This window comes from Streptomyces flavofungini (assembly GCF_014650815.1).
Lineage (GTDB): Bacteria > Actinomycetota > Actinomycetes > Streptomycetales > Streptomycetaceae > Streptomyces > Streptomyces flavofungini.
In genome coordinates this window covers 299,623-315,847 of record NZ_BMVR01000002.1, presented here as the reverse complement: position 1 = coordinate 315,847, position 16,225 = coordinate 299,623, and the positions used below count along the sequence as shown (strand labels likewise).

At 70.0% G+C, this 16,225-nt stretch carries 12 protein-coding genes; 5 read left to right on the top strand and 7 right to left on the bottom strand.

Annotated elements, in window-relative coordinates:
- Window positions 1–72: 72 nt before the first annotated feature.
- From IE274_RS05200 to IE274_RS05185, 4 genes are all read right to left on the bottom strand, one after another.
- Window positions 73–3,873, bottom strand: coding sequence for a multifunctional oxoglutarate decarboxylase/oxoglutarate dehydrogenase thiamine pyrophosphate-binding subunit/dihydrolipoyllysine-residue succinyltransferase subunit (locus IE274_RS05200; protein ID WP_190114376.1), 3,801 nt, complete (start codon window positions 3,871–3,873; stop codon window positions 73–75).
- Between the two features lie 298 nt (window positions 3,874–4,171).
- Window positions 4,172–5,221: a HAMP domain-containing sensor histidine kinase gene (locus IE274_RS05195; protein ID WP_372446983.1), complete on the bottom strand. Its 1,050-nt coding sequence runs from the start codon at window positions 5,219–5,221 to the stop codon at window positions 4,172–4,174.
- A gap of 188 nt (window positions 5,222–5,409) precedes the next feature.
- Entirely contained in the window at window positions 5,410–6,150 is a 741-nt protein-coding gene (locus tag IE274_RS05190) for a response regulator transcription factor (protein ID WP_190114375.1), read from the bottom strand.
- 66 nt (window positions 6,151–6,216) lie between these two features.
- A complete protein-coding gene (locus IE274_RS05185) occupies window positions 6,217–6,921 on the bottom strand; it encodes a spermidine synthase family protein (RefSeq protein ID WP_190114374.1) in 705 nt (234 codons plus the stop codon).
- Between the two features lie 601 nt (window positions 6,922–7,522).
- Here IE274_RS05185 and IE274_RS40310 point away from each other — a divergent pair.
- From IE274_RS40310 to IE274_RS05170, 3 genes are all read left to right on the top strand, one after another.
- Window positions 7,523–8,173, top strand: coding sequence for a rhomboid-like protein (locus tag IE274_RS40310; RefSeq protein ID WP_190114735.1), 651 nt, complete (start codon window positions 7,523–7,525; stop codon window positions 8,171–8,173).
- A 193-nt stretch (window positions 8,174–8,366) separates the two neighbouring features.
- On the top strand, window positions 8,367–8,783 hold the full coding sequence (locus IE274_RS05175) for a PadR family transcriptional regulator (RefSeq protein ID WP_229909235.1): 417 nt from the start codon (window positions 8,367–8,369) through the stop codon (window positions 8,781–8,783).
- Complete coding sequence (locus tag IE274_RS05170) at window positions 8,761–9,432, top strand: hypothetical protein (RefSeq protein ID WP_190114372.1); 672 nt, start codon at window positions 8,761–8,763, stop codon at window positions 9,430–9,432. The genes IE274_RS05175 and IE274_RS05170 overlap by 23 nt, the downstream gene beginning before the upstream one ends.
- Before the next feature lie 53 nt (window positions 9,433–9,485).
- On the opposite strand, the gene IE274_RS05165 is transcribed toward IE274_RS05170, so the two are convergent.
- Window positions 9,486–10,205 carry a GNAT family N-acetyltransferase gene (locus IE274_RS05165; protein ID WP_190114371.1) on the bottom strand — a complete coding sequence of 240 codons (720 nt, stop codon included), beginning with the start codon at window positions 10,203–10,205 and terminating at the stop codon, window positions 9,486–9,488.
- A gap of 179 nt (window positions 10,206–10,384) precedes the next feature.
- Between IE274_RS05165 and lon the strand changes: the two genes are divergently transcribed.
- Window positions 10,385–12,811 (top strand): endopeptidase La, encoded by a 2,427-nt coding sequence (lon, locus tag IE274_RS05160; RefSeq protein WP_190114370.1) that lies wholly within the window; start codon window positions 10,385–10,387, stop codon window positions 12,809–12,811.
- A 143-nt stretch (window positions 12,812–12,954) separates the two neighbouring features.
- Here lon and IE274_RS05155 read toward each other — a convergent pair whose 3' ends face one another.
- Window positions 12,955–13,794 (bottom strand): lysozyme, encoded by an 840-nt coding sequence (locus IE274_RS05155; RefSeq protein WP_190114369.1) that lies wholly within the window; start codon window positions 13,792–13,794, stop codon window positions 12,955–12,957.
- Window positions 13,795–14,093: 299 nt separating this feature from the next.
- Between IE274_RS05155 and IE274_RS05150 the strand changes: the two genes are divergently transcribed.
- A complete protein-coding gene (locus IE274_RS05150) occupies window positions 14,094–14,588 on the top strand; it encodes a MarR family winged helix-turn-helix transcriptional regulator (RefSeq protein WP_190114734.1) in 495 nt (164 codons plus the stop codon).
- Window positions 14,589–14,841: 253 nt separating this feature from the next.
- On the opposite strand, the gene IE274_RS05145 is transcribed toward IE274_RS05150, so the two are convergent.
- Window positions 14,842–16,197, bottom strand: coding sequence for a hypothetical protein (locus IE274_RS05145; protein ID WP_190114368.1), 1,356 nt, complete (start codon window positions 16,195–16,197; stop codon window positions 14,842–14,844).
- Between the last annotated feature and the right edge of the window lie 28 nt (window positions 16,198–16,225).

Genomic DNA, 16,225 nt, shown 5'->3' with positions numbered 1-16,225 from the left:
GGCCCCCAAGTCCCTTAGCAGGACTCGGGGCCGGGCCCACCCGACGTACCGAACTGTGCGAACAGCCGCGGACTAGGCCGTGAAGACCTCGTTCAGGAGCTGCTCCTGCTCCTGCTCGTGGCGCTTCTTGGAGCCGACCGCCGGGGACGAGCCGTGCGGGCGCGAGATGCGCCGCAGCCGCTCGTCGTGCGGGATGTCGGCGCCGACCGCCAGGTCCAGGTGGTCGATCAGGTTGAGGGCGATGAAGGGCCACGCGCCCTGGTTCGCCGGCTCCTCCTGGGCCCACAGGTACTTCTCGGCGTTCGGGAACTTGGCGATCTCCGCCTGGAGCTCGGCACCCGGCAGCGGGTACAGGCGCTCGATGCGGATGATCGCCGTGTCCGTGACGCCGCGCTTCTTCCGCTCGGCCTCCAGCTCGTAGTAGAGCTTGCCCGCGCAGAAGACGACCTTGCGGACCGCGTTGACGTCCACCGAGTCATCGCCGATGACCGGGCGGAAGCCGCCCGTCGTGAACTCCTCCGTCTTGGATGCCGCGGCCTTCAGGCGCAGCATCCACTTCGGGGTGAAGACCACCAGCGGCTTGTGGTGCGGGTTGTGCACCTGCCACCGCAGGAGGTGGAAGTAGTTCGACGGGAGGGTCGGCATCGCGACCGTCATGTTGTTCTGGGCGCAGAGCTGCAGGAAGCGCTCGGGGCGGGCCGACGAGTGGTCGGGGCCCTGGCCCTCGTAGCCGTGCGGCAGGAGCAGGGTGACGCCGGACGTCTGGCCCCACTTCTGCTCGGCCGACGAGATGAACTCGTCCACGACCGTCTGCGCGCCGTTGACGAAGTCGCCGAACTGCGCCTCCCACATCACGAGGGACTCGGGACGCGCCAGGGAGTAGCCGTACTCGAAGCCCATGGCCGCGTACTCGGAGAGCAGCGAGTCATAGGCGTTGAAGCGGGCCTGGTCCTCGGAGAGGTACAGCAGCGGCGTGTAGTCGTCGCCCGTGTTGCGGTCGATCAGGACGGCGTGCCGCTGGCCGAACGTGCCGCGGCGGGAGTCCTGGCCCGCCAGGCGCACCGGGGTGCCCTCCAGGAGGAGGGAGCCGATGGCCAGGGTCTCGCCCATGCCCCAGTCGATCGTGCCGTCCTCGACCATGGCCGCGCGGCGCTGCAGCTGCGGCAGCAGACGCGGGTGCACGGTGACGTGGTCGGGGATGTTGACCTGGGACTCGGCGATGCGCTTGACGACCTCCTGGGAGATCGCCGTGCTGACCGCCACCGGGAACTCGGCCTGCGGCTCGGGGACCTCCGCCGGGGCGGGCTGCGAGGTGGCCTCACGGACCTCCGTGAAGACCTTCTCGAGCTGGCCCTGGTAGTCCTGGAGGGCCTGCTCGGCCTCTTCCAGGGTGATGTCGCCGCGGCCGATCAGGGACTCGGTGTAGAGCTTGCGGACCGAGCGCTTCTTGTCGATCAGGTCGTACATCAGCGGCTGCGTGAACGCCGGGTTGTCGGACTCGTTGTGTCCGCGGCGGCGGTAGCAGATCAGGTCGATGACGACGTCCTTGTTGAACGCCTGGCGGAACTCGAAGGCGAGCCGCGCGACACGGACGACGGCCTCCGGGTCGTCGCCGTTCACGTGGAAGATCGGCGCTTCGATCATCCGGGCCACGTCCGTGGAGTACATCGACGAACGCGACGACTCCGGAGCGGCCGTGAAGCCGACCTGGTTGTTGATGACGACGTGGACCGTGCCGCCGGTGCGGTAGCCGCGCAGCTGCGACATGTTCAGGGTCTCCGCGACGACACCCTGGCCCGCGAAGGCCGCGTCTCCGTGGAGGGCCACCGGCAGGACCGTGAAGTCCGTGCCGCCCTTGTTGATGATGTCCTGCTTGGCGCGGGCGATGCCCTCCAGGACCGGGTCGACCGCCTCCAGGTGGGAGGGGTTCGCGGCCAGGGAGACCTTGATCTGCTCGCCGTCGAGGCCCGTGAAGGTGCCCTCGGCGCCCAGGTGGTACTTGACGTCTCCGGAGCCGTGCATCGACTTCGGGTCGAGGTTGCCCTCGAACTCGCGGAAGATCTGGGCGTACGACTTGCCCACGATGTTGGCGAGGACGTTCAGGCGGCCGCGGTGGGCCATGCCGATGACGACCTCGTCCAGGCGCGACTCGGCCGCGCTGTCGATGACCGCGTCCAGGAGCGGGATGACGGACTCGCCGCCCTCCAGGGAGAAGCGCTTCTGGCCGACGTACTTCGTCTGCAGGAAGGTCTCGAAGGCCTCGGCGGCGTTCAGCCGGCGCAGGATGCGCAGCTGCTCCTCGCGCTCCGGCTTGGAGGCGTGCTGGCGCTCGATGCGGTCCTGCAGCCACTTGCGCTGCTTGGGGTCCTGGATGTGCATGAACTCGACGCCGGTGGTGCGGCAGTACGAGTCGCGCAGGACGCCGAGGACGTCGCGCAGCTTCATCATCGACTTGCCGGCGAAGCCGCCGACGGCGAACTCGCGCTCCAGGTCCCAGAGCGTCAGGCCGTGCTCGGTGATGTCCAGGTCGGGGTGCTTGCGCTGCTTGTACTCCAGCGGGTCCGTGTCGGCCATGACGTGGCCGCGGACGCGGTAGGAGTGGATCAGCTCGAAGACCCGGGCGGCCTTGGTGACGTCGTCGTCGTGGCTGGCGTCGATGTCCTTGAGCCAGCGGACCGGCTCGTAGGGGATCCGCAGCGCCTCGAAGATCTCGTCGAAGAAGCCGTTCTCGCCGAGGAGGAGGTTCGCGACGATGCGCAGGAACTCGCCGGACGCCGCACCCTGGATCACACGGTGGTCGTACGTCGAGGTCAGCGTCATGACCTTGGAGATGCCCAGCTTGTTCAGGGTGTCCTGGGACGTGCCCTGGAACTCCGCCGGGTAGTCCATCGAGCCGACGCCCATGATGACCGACTGGCCGGGCATCAGACGCGGCACGGAGTGGACGGTGCCGAGGCCGCCGGGGTTGGTCAGGGAGACCGTGACACCGGTGAAGTCGTCCATCGTGAGCTTGTTGTCACGAGCACGGCGGACGATGTCCTCGTAGGCCTGCCAGAACTCGAAGAAGTTCAGGGTCTCGGCCTTCTTGATGCCCGCAACAACCAGTTGGCGGTCGCCGTTGGGCTTCACCAGGTCGATGGCCAGGCCGAAGTTGATGTGCTCCGGCTTGACGAGGGTCGGCTTGCCGTCCCTGTCCGCGTAGGAGTAGTTCATCGACGGCATGGCCTTGATGGCCTGCACCATCGCGTACCCGATGAGGTGCGTGAAGGAGATCTTCCCGCCGCGGGCGCGCTTGAGGTGGTTGTTGATGACGATGCGGTTGTCGAACAGCAGCTTCACCGGGACGGCGCGCACGGACGTGGCCGTGGGCAGCTCCAGCGAGGCGTTCATGTTCTTCGCCACAGCCGCGGACGGACCGCGCAGCGGAACGTACTCGGGACCCGCCTTCTCCGTGGCGTCCGCGGCGGCCTTGGCGGGTGCCGCCTTCGCGGGCGCGGCCTTGGCGGCCGCGGGCTTCGCCGGGGCGGGAGCCGGGGCCTGCGCCGCGGGTGCGGCGGCGGGCGGCGCTGCGGGAGCGGCGGCCTGGGCTGCGGGCTTGGCGGCGGCCGGGGCGGGGGACGTGGTGGACGCGACCCCCGCGGCCGCGTCACCCGCCGGCTTGGCCGGTGTGGCGGCGACGGAGGCGCCCACGCCCGGCTTGTAGTCGGCGAAGAAGTCCCACCAGGCACGGTCGACCGAATTCGGGTCCTGGAGGTACTGCTGATAGATCTCGTCGACGAGCCACTCATTGGGACCGAACGCGGCAGCAGGGTTCTTGCCCTGCGCTTCTTGGTCGGTCGTGGTGCTCGAGTTACTGGGGGACTGTGGCGACACGGCGGCAACCGCCCTCTTCCGCTTCACAAGGTGATGGACAGCGGAAATAAAGGCTACGCCTCCAAGGACGCCCAGTGCAGACCGGGCCGGTCATCCGTCGCGTAAGTCACACCGGAAAGCTGGTTTCGGGGCTGTAAATGGCGGGAAACAAGCGAAGTTCGGCTATGGCGAGGCACCGCGTGGAGCCCTGGTGGGGACGTCTGTGCACGTCCTGGGTACGTCGACACGCGGTTGCGACCCGTCCGGCGCACCATGCGGGCGGCTAGAGATCGCTTCCGCTTCGAACCTTACGTCAACTTCAGTCTTCGGGCAGGCCCGGAAGGGTGACCTGAATCCGGCAGCCCCGAGCCGATTCGGCCACGCCGATGTGCCCGCCGTGCAGATCGACCGCCCAGCGCGCGATCGCGAGCCCGAGCCCCGTACCGCCGTCGCTGCCCGGCGCGACACCGACGTGCGCGCCCCGGTTGAAGCGCTCGAACACGCGGTGCCACTCGGACTCGGGGATGCCGGGGCCCTCGTCGAGCACTTCCAGGTCCAGGGACTCCGGGTGGCGGCCGCGCCGGGCGAGCACCGTCACGCGGCCGTGCGGCGGGCTGTGCTTGACCGCGTTGTCGATGAGGTTGGCGACGACCTGGTGCAGCCGCTCCGCGTCCGCGTGGGCCGTCAGCTCCGGAGGCGAGACGTCCAGGTGCAGATGCACGTCCGTGCGGGTGTGACTGCCGGAGCCCGACGTCATCCCTTTGCGCGCGGAAGCCACCATGTTGGCCTCCTTCAGGACACCGGACAGATAGGGCCACACTTCGAAGCGCCGCGCTTTGAGCGGTACGACGCCGTTGTCGAGGCGCGACAGGTCGAGCAGGGTCTCCACCAGACGCCCCAGGCGCTCGGTCTGCTTCAGGGCCGTGCGCATCGTCTCCGGGTCGGCCGCCGAGACACCGTCGACGACGTTCTCCAGGACGGCGCGCAGCGCGGCGATGGGGGTGCGCAGCTCGTGCGAGACGTTGGCGACGAGCTCCTTGCGCTGCTGGTCCTGCGCCTCCAGATCGTCCGCCATGCGGTTGATCGTCATCGCCACGTCGCCCAGCTCGTCGCGGCGGTCGGCTCCCTGTACGCGACGTGTGTAGTCGCCGTGCGAGACCGCGCGGGCCACCGAGTTCATCTCGTCGAGCGGCGCGGTGAGGCTGTGCGCGACGAACTGTGTGATCAGAAGAGTGGCGATCACGGAGAAGACCGTGATGAAGCGGAGCTCGGTCTCCGTCTCCATGGCCACCATCAGCAGCCCGGTGGTGATGAAGACCGAGACGACCACCAGGGTGCCCAGCTTCGTCTTGATGGAGAACGGCCGCACACCCGCGAACGGGCCGTTCAGGCCGATGCTCCCGCCCCGGTCGCAGCGCCACTTCCGGGCCGTGCCCCGGCCGCTCTCCGTGCCGCTGGGAGTGCCGCCAGGGGTGCCGCCCGGGGTGCCGTGCGCACTTCCCGGGGTACCGCTCAGGGCGCCGCGAGCCGTTCCGTCCGCAGCGCCCGGGTCCGCCGTCATGGCGTCGGTGTCTCCAGGGCGTACCCGACCCCGTGCACCGTACGGATGCGTTCCGCACCGATCTTGCGACGCAGGGCCTTGATGTGACTGTCGACGGTGCGGGTGCCGGATGCGTCGGCCCAGTCCCACACCTCGGCGAGCAACTGTTCGCGCGACAGCACCGCGCGCGGGGTGTTGGCGAGGCACACCAGGAGGTCGAACTCCGTCGGCGTCAGATGTACGTCCTCGCTGCGCACTCGCACACGCCGCTGCGCGTGGTCGATCTCCAGCTCGCCCAGGCGCAGGATGCCGCTCCGAGGCGTCGTGGCCGCGAGCGCGGCCCGCTCGACCCGGCGCAGCAGCACATGCACGCGCGCGGCGAGCTCGCGCATCGAGAACGGCTTGGTCATGTAGTCGTCGGCGCCCACGCCGAGCCCGACCAGCATGTCCGTCTCGTCGTCCCGAGCGGTGAGCATCAGCACGGGTACCGGGCGCTGGGCCTGTACGCGACGGCAGACCTCCAGGCCGTCGAATCCCGGCAGCATGATGTCGAGGATCAGCAGATCCGGCTGCCAGGCCTGTGCGGTGTCCACTGCTGCCGGGCCGTCCGCCGCCGTTTGCACGACGAAACCTTCGGCGCGCAGCCGGGCGGCGATGGCGTCGACGATCGTCGGGTCGTCCTCGACCACCAGAACCCGGCGCTGAGCGCCGGGCATCGCTGCCGTGGCGCCGTTGTGGGAGGTGTGTGTCTGCTCCATCGCCCCGCCCCTGACGTGATCGCTTGGTGTCCGGTCAGCAGAGTACGGGGCGTAACGGCACCTCGGCTACGCAGCCCTTGTCGCGAGATGAACCACGTCCGGTACGCCCCGGGCAACGGGGATCTCTTCCGTACGTACCTGTTGGAACCCGGCATTCCGTAGAGCGGAGTCGAAAGCGGGTGAGGGCTGCGCGGACCACACGGCGAGCACTCCGCCGGGGTTCAGACGGGCCTTGCAGGCGGCGAGACCTGCGGGGGAGTAGAGGCTTTCGTTGCCCTCGGTGACGGTCCAGCCGGGGCCGTTGTCGATGTCGAGGCACAGGGCGTCGTACGTGTCGGAAGAGGCGTTGGCGCCTGCGAATGAGCCGTTGACATATGCGATCAGGTCGGTGTGCAGGATCTCCGTGCGCGGGTCGGCGAGCGCCTCCCGCGAGAGCCCCGACAGCGGTCCGTCGAGGTGCCAGTCGATGATGGCCCGCTCGCGCTCGACCACCGAAATACGGCCCCAGCGCGGGTCCGTGGCGGCGTGGGCGAGGGAGAAGCCGACGCCCAGACCGCCGATGAGGACGCTCGGCCGCGGCCGTCCGTCCAGGGCTTCGCAGGCCGCGTCAATGAGGAGCCGCTCGGAGCGGCCGTCCGAGGTGTCCATCAGGAACATGCCGTTGGCAATGATCTGCAACAGGTCTCCGTGGCGGCGCAGCACGACTTCGCCGTAGGGGCCTTCGTGCCGGTCGAGAACCACGGGGGGATCGGGTCGGTACGGGGTGTGCATCGGCCCATTCTGCTGCCGCCCCTCAGGGACGTGCTGCGGGACGCCGGGGAATGGTGTGGGGTTGCTGTGAGTTCCTGTGAATCGCATCTCACGTGGCGTCGGTCATAGACAGCAGGGGGAAGATCGGTGAAGCGTGATCCCGTGATCCTTCTGTGATGGAAGATCAGTGAAGCCGTGATGGAAGGAGCGCCTCAGCGTGGACCGGTCTGTGCGGGTTTCGGGTGGGGGCGCCGCCGTGGGTGAGGACGGTGGCGGGGCGGCTACTGAGGGTGCCGCGGGCTCCGAGGGGGCCGTGGGTGCCGTAGGCCTGTCGGGGGTCGCGGGCGCGGACGCGCTGCTCGGGGTCGCGGGGCTCGTGACGCTGGACGCGATGCCGAGTCAGGCGGCCGGGTCGGGCTTCGCCGGTGGGCGGGCGCCGGGGGTGCCCAAGGGGGCGGCCCGGGGCGAGGGCGCCGTCGAGGGGGCGCTGTCCGGCGAGGTGGCTCGGGGCGGTGTCGCTGGTGGCGGTGTCGCGGCGGCCGGTGTCGGTGCGGGTGGTGTCGGTGTCGGTGTCGGCGCCAGTGCCGGAGCTGGGACCGGAGCCGGAGCCAGGGCCTGCGATGTGCGGGCGGGGCTTCGGGTGCTGCGCGGGCTGCGGCCCTGGCGGCTGCTGCCGTCTCCGACCGGAACGCCCTTCACCTTCGGGTACGCCGTCATCCTCCTCCTGACCTCACTCTTCGCCGAATACGGCGATCCCACCCTCGTCTCCTCCCTGCACCAGGGTTCGAGCACGGACGTGGCGCACCTCGCGGACCGGCCGATGTTCGTCCTCGTCGCCAGCGCGCTGTGGATCGCGGGCGGCATCACTTCGCCGTACGCCATCGTGTTCCTGCTGGTCCTCACCGCGCTGGAGCGCCGCGTCGGCGGGCTGCGCACCGCGGGCGTCTTCCTGCTCGGGCACGCCGTCGCCACGCTGGCCACCGAGGTGCCCGTCGGGCTCTCGGTGCTGGCCGGCCATCTGCCCGGCAGCTCCGCCTACCGGCTCGACTACGGCATCAGCTTCGGCGTAGCGGCCAGCGTCGGCGCACTCGCCGGGCTGCTCACGCCGTGGCTGCGCTGGGCCGTGCTCGCGGGGTTCGGCTGGATGCTGCTCCAGGACCTCATCGCCTTCACGGACCCGATGACCAACTGGGGCCATCTGCTCGCGCTGGTCGTGGGCGTCGCGACGTGGCCGGTGCTGCGGGGCGGCCGTGGGCGGGGCGCTGCCGCGTAAGTCGGCTGGCCTGCCTCTGGGGCTGCGTGGCCCGTGAGGCCTGTGTGTTCCATGAGGTTCGAGGTGGCTCTGTGCCACTTGATGTCACTCGTGTGGCCGATGGGGCCCGGTTCTTTGCCGTGAGGGATATGGAGTGATGACCTCCGGATAAATGTCTTGCGGTGCAAGGTACTTGGCGACTATCTTGTACCGCATGGCAAAGGAACTGTCCGCGATGCATGACCAGCGTCGCAGTCAGTTGCTGCGCGGGGTGCTCGACCTGTGCCTGCTCGCACTCATCGGCGAACGGCCTCGGTACGGGTACGAGTTCGTGGAGGCCCTCACCGAGAGCGGCCTCGACCTGGTGAGCGAGGGCAGCATCTACCCCCTGCTCGCCCGGATGGAGCGGGCGGGGCTGGTCGACTCCTATCGCGCTCCGTCCGCAGCGGGCGGGGCACCGCGCAAGTACTACCGCCTCACCGACGCGGGCGCGGCCGAGCTGGCTGCGGGCCGCGCCACCTGGAGCACCTTCACGGTGGCCGTCTCCAGGACCTTGGGGAGCCGGGGCGGTGCACGGAACAGCGACACGGGGGACACGGGGGCACGGCATGACGCAGCAGACGACCAATGAGACGACGACCAGCGGCGACGTGACCGCGGGCGAGGCTGCGCGGGAGAGCGCGCCCGGTGCGGTGCCGGAAGGCCTGCCCGGTGAGGCGGAGCGAGCCCGCGTATTGGCGGTCTGCCGGAGCAACTGGGAGTACAGGGGCATCGACGACGCCTCCCTGCGCGAGATGCTGGCCGAGCTCTCCGCGCACCTGGAGGAGGCAGCGGCTGCTGGTCGCTCCCCGCGGGACGTGGTGGGTGCCGATGTGCAGACGTTCGCCGCCGACTGGGCCCGGGCGCGCACGCCCCTGCATCTGCGGGTGCTGCGGATGGCCGCGCTGATCCCGTTCGTCCTCGGTGCGCTGCTGCTCCTCACGCACCTGATCGACTGGACGCTCGCGCTGCCCATCGAGGCCCCGCGCATGGCTTTCTACGCGGTGATACTGGCGGGCACCGTCGCCCTGGAACTGCGGCGGGGGTCCCTGGGTTTTGTGAGGTGGCTGTTCGTCGGGCTGATAGGCGTCGGGTTCGCCCAGCTCGCCTCCTGGCTCGCGGGCGACGACACGCTCTTCCACCTGCCCGTGTGGGCGACGCTGCTCCTGATGCTGCCTGGCCTCCCCTATGCCTACGCGGACACGCGCGCTCGAAAGACGGCGGCCCCGGCGGCCGAGTAGCCGGGCGGCCGGGGCGGGTGAGGCAGCCCGCGGGGCTTGGGCAGCCGGAGCGGTCAGATTTCCCCCGGTCCCTTCCGGCGTGCGCTTGTCAGGCCGGCGACCACGCGCCACCCCAACGCCTCGTAGAGGGCGCGTCCTTCCGGAGTCCCGGCCAGTACGCCGATCTCTGCGCCCGCGTCGACGGCGGCGACCGCGAGGGTGCGCATGACCAGGCTGCCCAGGCCCTTGCGGCGGTGCTGCGGGGACGTCTCGATCTGGTCGGCGACGGCTGTGCGGCCGGTCGGGGCGATCTGGCCGCGAGCAGCCCAGGAGCCGTCAGCGGTCGTGACCATCGCGCGGAAGACGCCGCCCTGTGACCAGGTGCGGAGTCGGTAGCCGTCCGGAACGGCGAGCTGGTTCGAGGGGGCCGGGGCGAGGGGCACGGTCATCAGGTAGCCGTCCTCCGGGTCGATCCACCACTCGGGGCCGATCCAGGGGGCGACGCGGTCCGGAAAGTCGAAGACCTTCAGCCACACGCCGGCTCCGGTCTCCGATGAGGCGACCTTGCGTACGTCCGACTCCTGGACGTCCGAGCCCGTGGTGGCGAGGACGTGCCGGCTCGGCTGCTTGATCTGGCCGACGTCGACCGTGAAGCCCCAGGGCTCCGCGACCGGCGCGGCGGCACCGCGGGAGACGACCCAGCCGTCGATCCAGGCCCGGACGGCCTCGCGGCCCTCCAGTGGGGCTCCCGCTGCCACCTCTGTCGCGTGCGTCGTGGTCTGCGTCGCGTGCATTGGGGAAACCCTTCAGATGGTGACCGATGTGTAATAGCTGCAACTAGCGAGAGAACCTTACGTAGGGGGATTTCCGCAGCGACAGTGGTGATCGCTGACAGCGAACAAGCCCGGGGAACATTCGGAGGCTCACAAGCATTGAGTCGGTATAGCTCAACTTGAATGCCGAAGGGGAGATCATGGCTGCTGAGTCCACGTCGTACACACCGCTCGCTCTGCCCGTGCTGCCGCTCGATGACGAGGTCGTGCTGCCCGGCATGGTGGTGCCGTTCGACCTTTCCGATGCCGAAGTACGGGCCGCGGTGGAGGCCGCGCAGGCTGCCGCCCGGTCCAGTGGAAGCAGTAGCAAGCCGCAGGTGCTGCTTGTTCCGCGGATCGACGGGACGTACGCGGGCACGGGTGTGCTGGGGACCGTCGAGCAGGTCGGTCGGCTGGCGGATGGAGACCCGGGGGCGCTGATCCGTGCTCGTGGGCGGGTGCGGATCGGTGCGGGTACGACCGGGCCCGGTGCGGCGCTGTGGGTGGAGGGTGCGCGGGTCGAGGAGACCGTGCCGGATCCGATGCCCGGTGCCACCGCCGAGCTGGTCAAGGAGTACAAGGCGCTGGCGACGAGCTGGCTGAAGAAGCGCGGGGCCTGGCAGGTGGTCGATCGCGTGCAGCAGATCGACGATGTGTCGGCGCTCGCGGACAACTCCGGGTACTCGCCGTTCCTCACCACCGAGCAGAAGATCCAGCTCCTGGAGACCGAGGACCCGACGGCGCGCCTGAAGCTGGCCACCGAGCAGTTGCGGGAGCACCTGGCCGAGCAGGACGTGGCCGAGTCCATCGCCAAGGACGTGCAGGAGGGTGTCGACAAGCAGCAGCGCGAGTTCCTGCTGCGGCGCCAGCTGGAGGCAGTGCGCAAGGAACTGCGTGAGCTCGACGGCAAGGAGGGCGAGGAGGAGTCCGACGACTACCGTGCCCGGGTCGAGGCCGCGGATCTGCCGGAGAAGGTACGGGAAGCGGCGCTGAAGGAAGTCGAGAAGCTGGAGCGCGCCAGCGACCAGTCGCCCGAGGGTTCCTGGATCCGCACCTGGCTCGACACGGTGCTCGAACTGCCGTGGAACGAGCGAACCGATGACAGTGCTTCCGGGTACGACATCAAGGGTGCTCAGGAGATCCTCGACGCCGAGCACGCGGGACTGCAGGACGTGAAGGAGCGCATCACCGAGTACCTGGCGGTGCGCAAGCGGCGCTCGGACCGGGGCATGGGGGTCGTGGGCGGACGGCGCGGCGGCGCGGTCCTGGCCCTGGTCGGCCCGCCCGGCGTGGGCAAGACCTCGCTCGGGGAGTCCGTGGCGCACGCCATGGGACGCAAGTTCGTGCGGGTCGCCCTCGGCGGGGTGCGGGACGAGGCGGAGATCCGGGGACACCGGCGTACGTACGTGGGGGCGCTGCCCGGACGGATCGTGCGGGCCATCAAGGAGGCCGGGTCCATGAACCCGGTGGTGCTGCTCGACGAGATCGACAAGGTCGGCTCGGACTTCCGGGGCGACCCGGCGGCGGCGCTCCTCGAAGTGCTCGACCCGGCGCAGAACCACACCTTCCGCGACCACTACCTGGAGGTCGAACTCGACCTGAGCGACGTGGTGTTCCTGGCGACGGCCAACGTGCTGGAGGCCATTCCGGAGGCGCTGCTCGACCGCATGGAGCTGGTCAGGCTGGACGGGTACACGGAGGACGAGAAGGTCGTCATCGCCCGTGACCACCTGCTGCCGCGACAGTTGGAGCGGGCCGGGCTCGGCGGCGGCGAGGTGACGATCGACGAGAGCGCGCTGCGCAAACTGGCGGGGGAGTACACCCGCGAGGCGGGCGTGCGCAATCTGGAGCGGTCCGTCGCCAGGCTGCTCCGCAAGGTCGCGGCGCAGCACGAACTGGGCGAGCGGGAGCTGCCGTTCACGGTCGGCGCGGGTGATCTGCGCGGGCTGATCGGTCGGCCGCACCACGTTCCGGAGTCGGCGCAGGACCCGTCCGAGCGGCGGACTGCGGTGCCGGGGGTGGCGACGGGGCTCGCGGTCACCGGGGCCGGTGGAGACGTGTTGTTCGTGGAGGCGTCGCTGGCCGACCCGGAGACGGGTGCGGCGGGGCTGACGCTCACCGGACAGCTCGGTGAGGTGATGAAGGAGTCCGCGCAGATCGCGCTGTCCTTCCTGCGCTCGCGCGGCGCCGAACTGGAACTGCCCGTGGGTGACCTGAAGGAGCGGGGTGTGCACATCCACTTCCCGGCGGGTGCGGTGCCGAAGGACGGTCCGAGTGCGGGCGTCACGATGACGACGGCGCTGGCGTCGCTGCTCAGCGGCCGCCTGGTCCGTACGGATGTGGCGATGACCGGTGAGGTGTCGCTGACCGGGCGAGTGCTGCCCATCGGCGGCGTGAAGCAGAAGCTGCTCGCCGCGCACCGGGCGGGGATCACCACCGTCGTGATCCCCAAGCGGAACGAGCCGGACCTGGACGACGTCCCGGCCGAGGTCCTGGAGAAGCTGGACGTGCACGCGGTGACGGACGTCCGCCAGGTCCTGGAGCTGGCTCTGGCGCCGGCCGAGCTGAAGGTTCCGGCGGCGGCGTGACACAGGTTCCCGTCGCGGCGTGACGGGCGTGGCGGGGAAGGGAAAGGCCCGGGCCCCCAGGAAGGGTCCGGGCCTTGCCGCTCACCCGCGCGGCGTCGGATGCCCGGTGGGCGAGGGACGCGCGTGGGCGGGAAGTGGTGCGGTCAGCCGTTGGCCAGGGCCTGGAGCCGGTCGTAGGCGCCGTTGAACTTGTTGTGGTCGCCGACGATGGGGCCGGACGAGGTGTACTGCCAGATGGTGTGGAAGCCCCAGCCGGCCGGGAGTTCACCGGGGCTGGTGTTGTAGCGGGCGATCCACAGCGGGTTGGCGCTGCCGAAGCCGCCGTAGTTGCCGGTGCACTGTTTCCACCAGCTGGTGGCCGTGTAGATCACGGCGTCACGGCCGGTGCGGGCCTTGTAGGTGGTGAGGAAGTCGCGGATCCAGTCGACCATCGCGCCCTGCGACTTGCCGAAGCAGGCGGCGCCGTAGGGGTTCCACTCGATGTCGAGAGCGCCCGGCAGGGTCTTGCCGTCGCGGGACCAGCCGCCGCCGTTGCTGGCGAAGTAGTTGGCCTGCGCGGCGCCGCTGGAGGTGTCGGGGGTGGCGAAGTGGTAGGCGCCGCGGATCATGCCGATGTTGTACGAGCCGTTGTACTGCTGGGCGAAGTACGGGTTCTTGTAGGAGGTGGACTCGGTCGCCTTGACGTAGGCCCACTTCACGCCGCTGTTCCACAGGGCGGACCAGTTGACGTTGCCCTGGTGGCTGCTGACGTCGACGCCCTCGGTCTGGGCGGCGTCGCCGCCACTGGGACGGCCGCCCTGGCCGTCGTGTTCGAGGACGCCCATACCCATGCGGGCGGAGCCGCGCGGCGGGACGTCGTCGCCGTCGGCGGCCTGCGCGGCGCCGGGCAGGGTGATGAGGAGGGACAGGGCGGAGAGGACGGCGAGGAGGATGCCGGCCGCGGGGTGGGTGCGGCGGGCGGTTCCAGGTCTGTGCACGGGCATGGCGTGCCTCCGTATGGCCTCGTGGAGTCTCGTACACGGGTACGCCTCGCCGTACGTGGGGTTCACGGTTCCCGCGTCGTACGGAGGGCGTGCGGTGGGTACGGGTCTCGGTGGGGGGACCTGTCGACATGTCGCTGGTGTGAACATGTCATCAATGACGCTACGCACGTAGACCCCGAAGGGGAAGGGGCACTCGCTCCCGCCGTTGGTCTACGCCTGCGAAATACTGGGCGAGCTGCGGTGATGGCCGTGGTCGGCGGAAACTTTCAGGATCGGAAATGTGTGGCATGGGTGCTGACATGCGCGAGGACGCGGGCCGCGGCGGCGAGGCGGGGGCCGGCGGGGCCGGGTCCGGCGGTGGTGTGGACCACGAGTTTCTGTCCCTGGAGCGGGAGTTGACGCTGCTGCTTCGGCGGGCGCGGGCCTCGTCCGGGGAGATGGCTCGGCAGGTGCATCCGGATCTGGAGCCCGCCGCGTATGGGCTGCTCGCGTTTCTGGACGAGTCCGGGCCCCGGCGGGCCACCGATCTTGCCGCCTTCATCGGGGTCGGCAAGGCGACGATGAGTCGGCAGTTGCGGGGGCTGGAGCAGTTGGGGCTGGTCGCGCGTGAGCCAGACCCCGCCGATGGCAGGGCCTGGCTCGTGCGGCTCACGGAGGAAGGGCGTGAGCGGTTCTGGACGGTGCGCGGGGCTCGGCGGGAGCGGTACGTTCGGCAGCTCGCCGGGTGGGATCGGGGGGAGGTGGCCGAGCTGGCTCGGTTGCTCGGGAAGCTCAACGCCGGGGCCGAGTCCTAGCTCGGCGCTGTCCCCGCTCGGTGTCGGGGGTGCGTTGTACGCCGCCTGCTTCGCGGTGGATTTCTCCCATCCGCTCCACCCGTTCGCCCCAGTACGGACAGTGGGCGTTGCGCTCCCGCGCGGAGGTCTCGGGATCCGCCGCGCCGCAGCCCGTCTCAGAGGCCTTGCCCTGCGCGCTGCCCCGGCCCCGTCCGCGCCGCGGGCTGCCCCCCCGCACCACAGGCGCCGCGGGCCCCCCGCACCGCAGGTCCCCCTACTTCTCCCCGAACACCACCGCCAATGGCTGCGCCGTCTTGTACACCGTCGACGGTTCCGTCACGTGGTCCGCGCCCAGGTAGAGGCGGCCGCCCGCGTACAGGGCTCGGCGGTCGGACTCGAAGCGGGACTCCATCTCGTAGCTGTCGGCCGGGTTCTGGAGGATCTTTGTCGCCTTGAGGGTGGCCGGGTCGGCCTGCCAGACCCCGCCGCCCTCCTCGCGGGCGATGTTCGCCTCCTGGTACGCGATGACCTTGCCGGAGTCGTCGAGGCCGATCGGCACCAGACGGCCCGAGTCCGAGCCGGGGGTCCGGTGGAGCTGCTTGCCGGACTTCAGGTCGAACGACACCAGGTCGTTGCGCGCCTCGGACGAGCTGCTCGCGGGCTCCGAAGTGCCCAGGTACAGCGCGTTCTTCTCCTTGCTGACCGCCAGCTGGGCGCAGCCCGTGACCTCGGTGGCCGGGCACTCGGCCTCGTACTTGCCGTGCTTGCCGCCGCCCACGGGGATCGTGCTCAGCTCCTTGCCGCGCGAGGCACTGTCGTCGACGGTGATGAACTGCGAGATCCCGGAGCCCCCCTGCGACTTGCCGTTGTCGGCGGCGAGCACCAGCGGGTCGACGGCGACGACGTGGACGTACTCCGTGCCCTGCGGCAGCTTGTACGTCGACTTCGCCGCGCGCGTCGCCGGGTCGACCGTCTCCACCTGGAGCTTCGGGTTGTCGGTGTCGCCGCAGTCGCGGACCACGACCAGCTTCGTCTCGTCGCCCGCGTGGCCGACGGTGTCGCAGGTCTCGTCGGAAGGCTTCCACAGGGGCGTCCCGTCGAGCTTCCAGCCCGCGCTCGCGCTGGTGCCCGCCGCGGCGACCGTGCCGCCGCCGACCGCGATCTCGTCGAACATCTCGGCATTGCCGTCGGCGTTCACGCCCTGCTTGTGCCAGAGCATTTTCCCGCGCTGGATGTCGACCACGCCGACCTCCGTGCAGACCGACGGGTCCTCCTTGTCGTTCTGGAAGACGACGGCGACCTTTCCGTCCTTGGTGGGCGTCTCGGAGGACCAGCAGATCTCGCCGGTCAGCGGGACCTCCCACGCGGCCTTTCCGCCGGCGAGCGGATAGCCGGATATCTGCTTGAGCCCGGCCTTGACGAAATTCTTGTCCGTCGTCCACATGCCCATGGCCCCGGCCATCTCACTGACCTTCGGCTGCGCCACCTCGGCGAGCACCTTCGCCTCGGCCCCGGCTGAGCCCGAACCGCCCTCCTTGCTGTCGCCGCCGTCGTCGTCCGAACCACAGCCGCTGAGCACCAGCGCGGCCGCGAGTACCGAACCCGCGATGACCGCCATGCGCCGGGACATTCAATTCTCCTTCGTGCGTGGGCACATG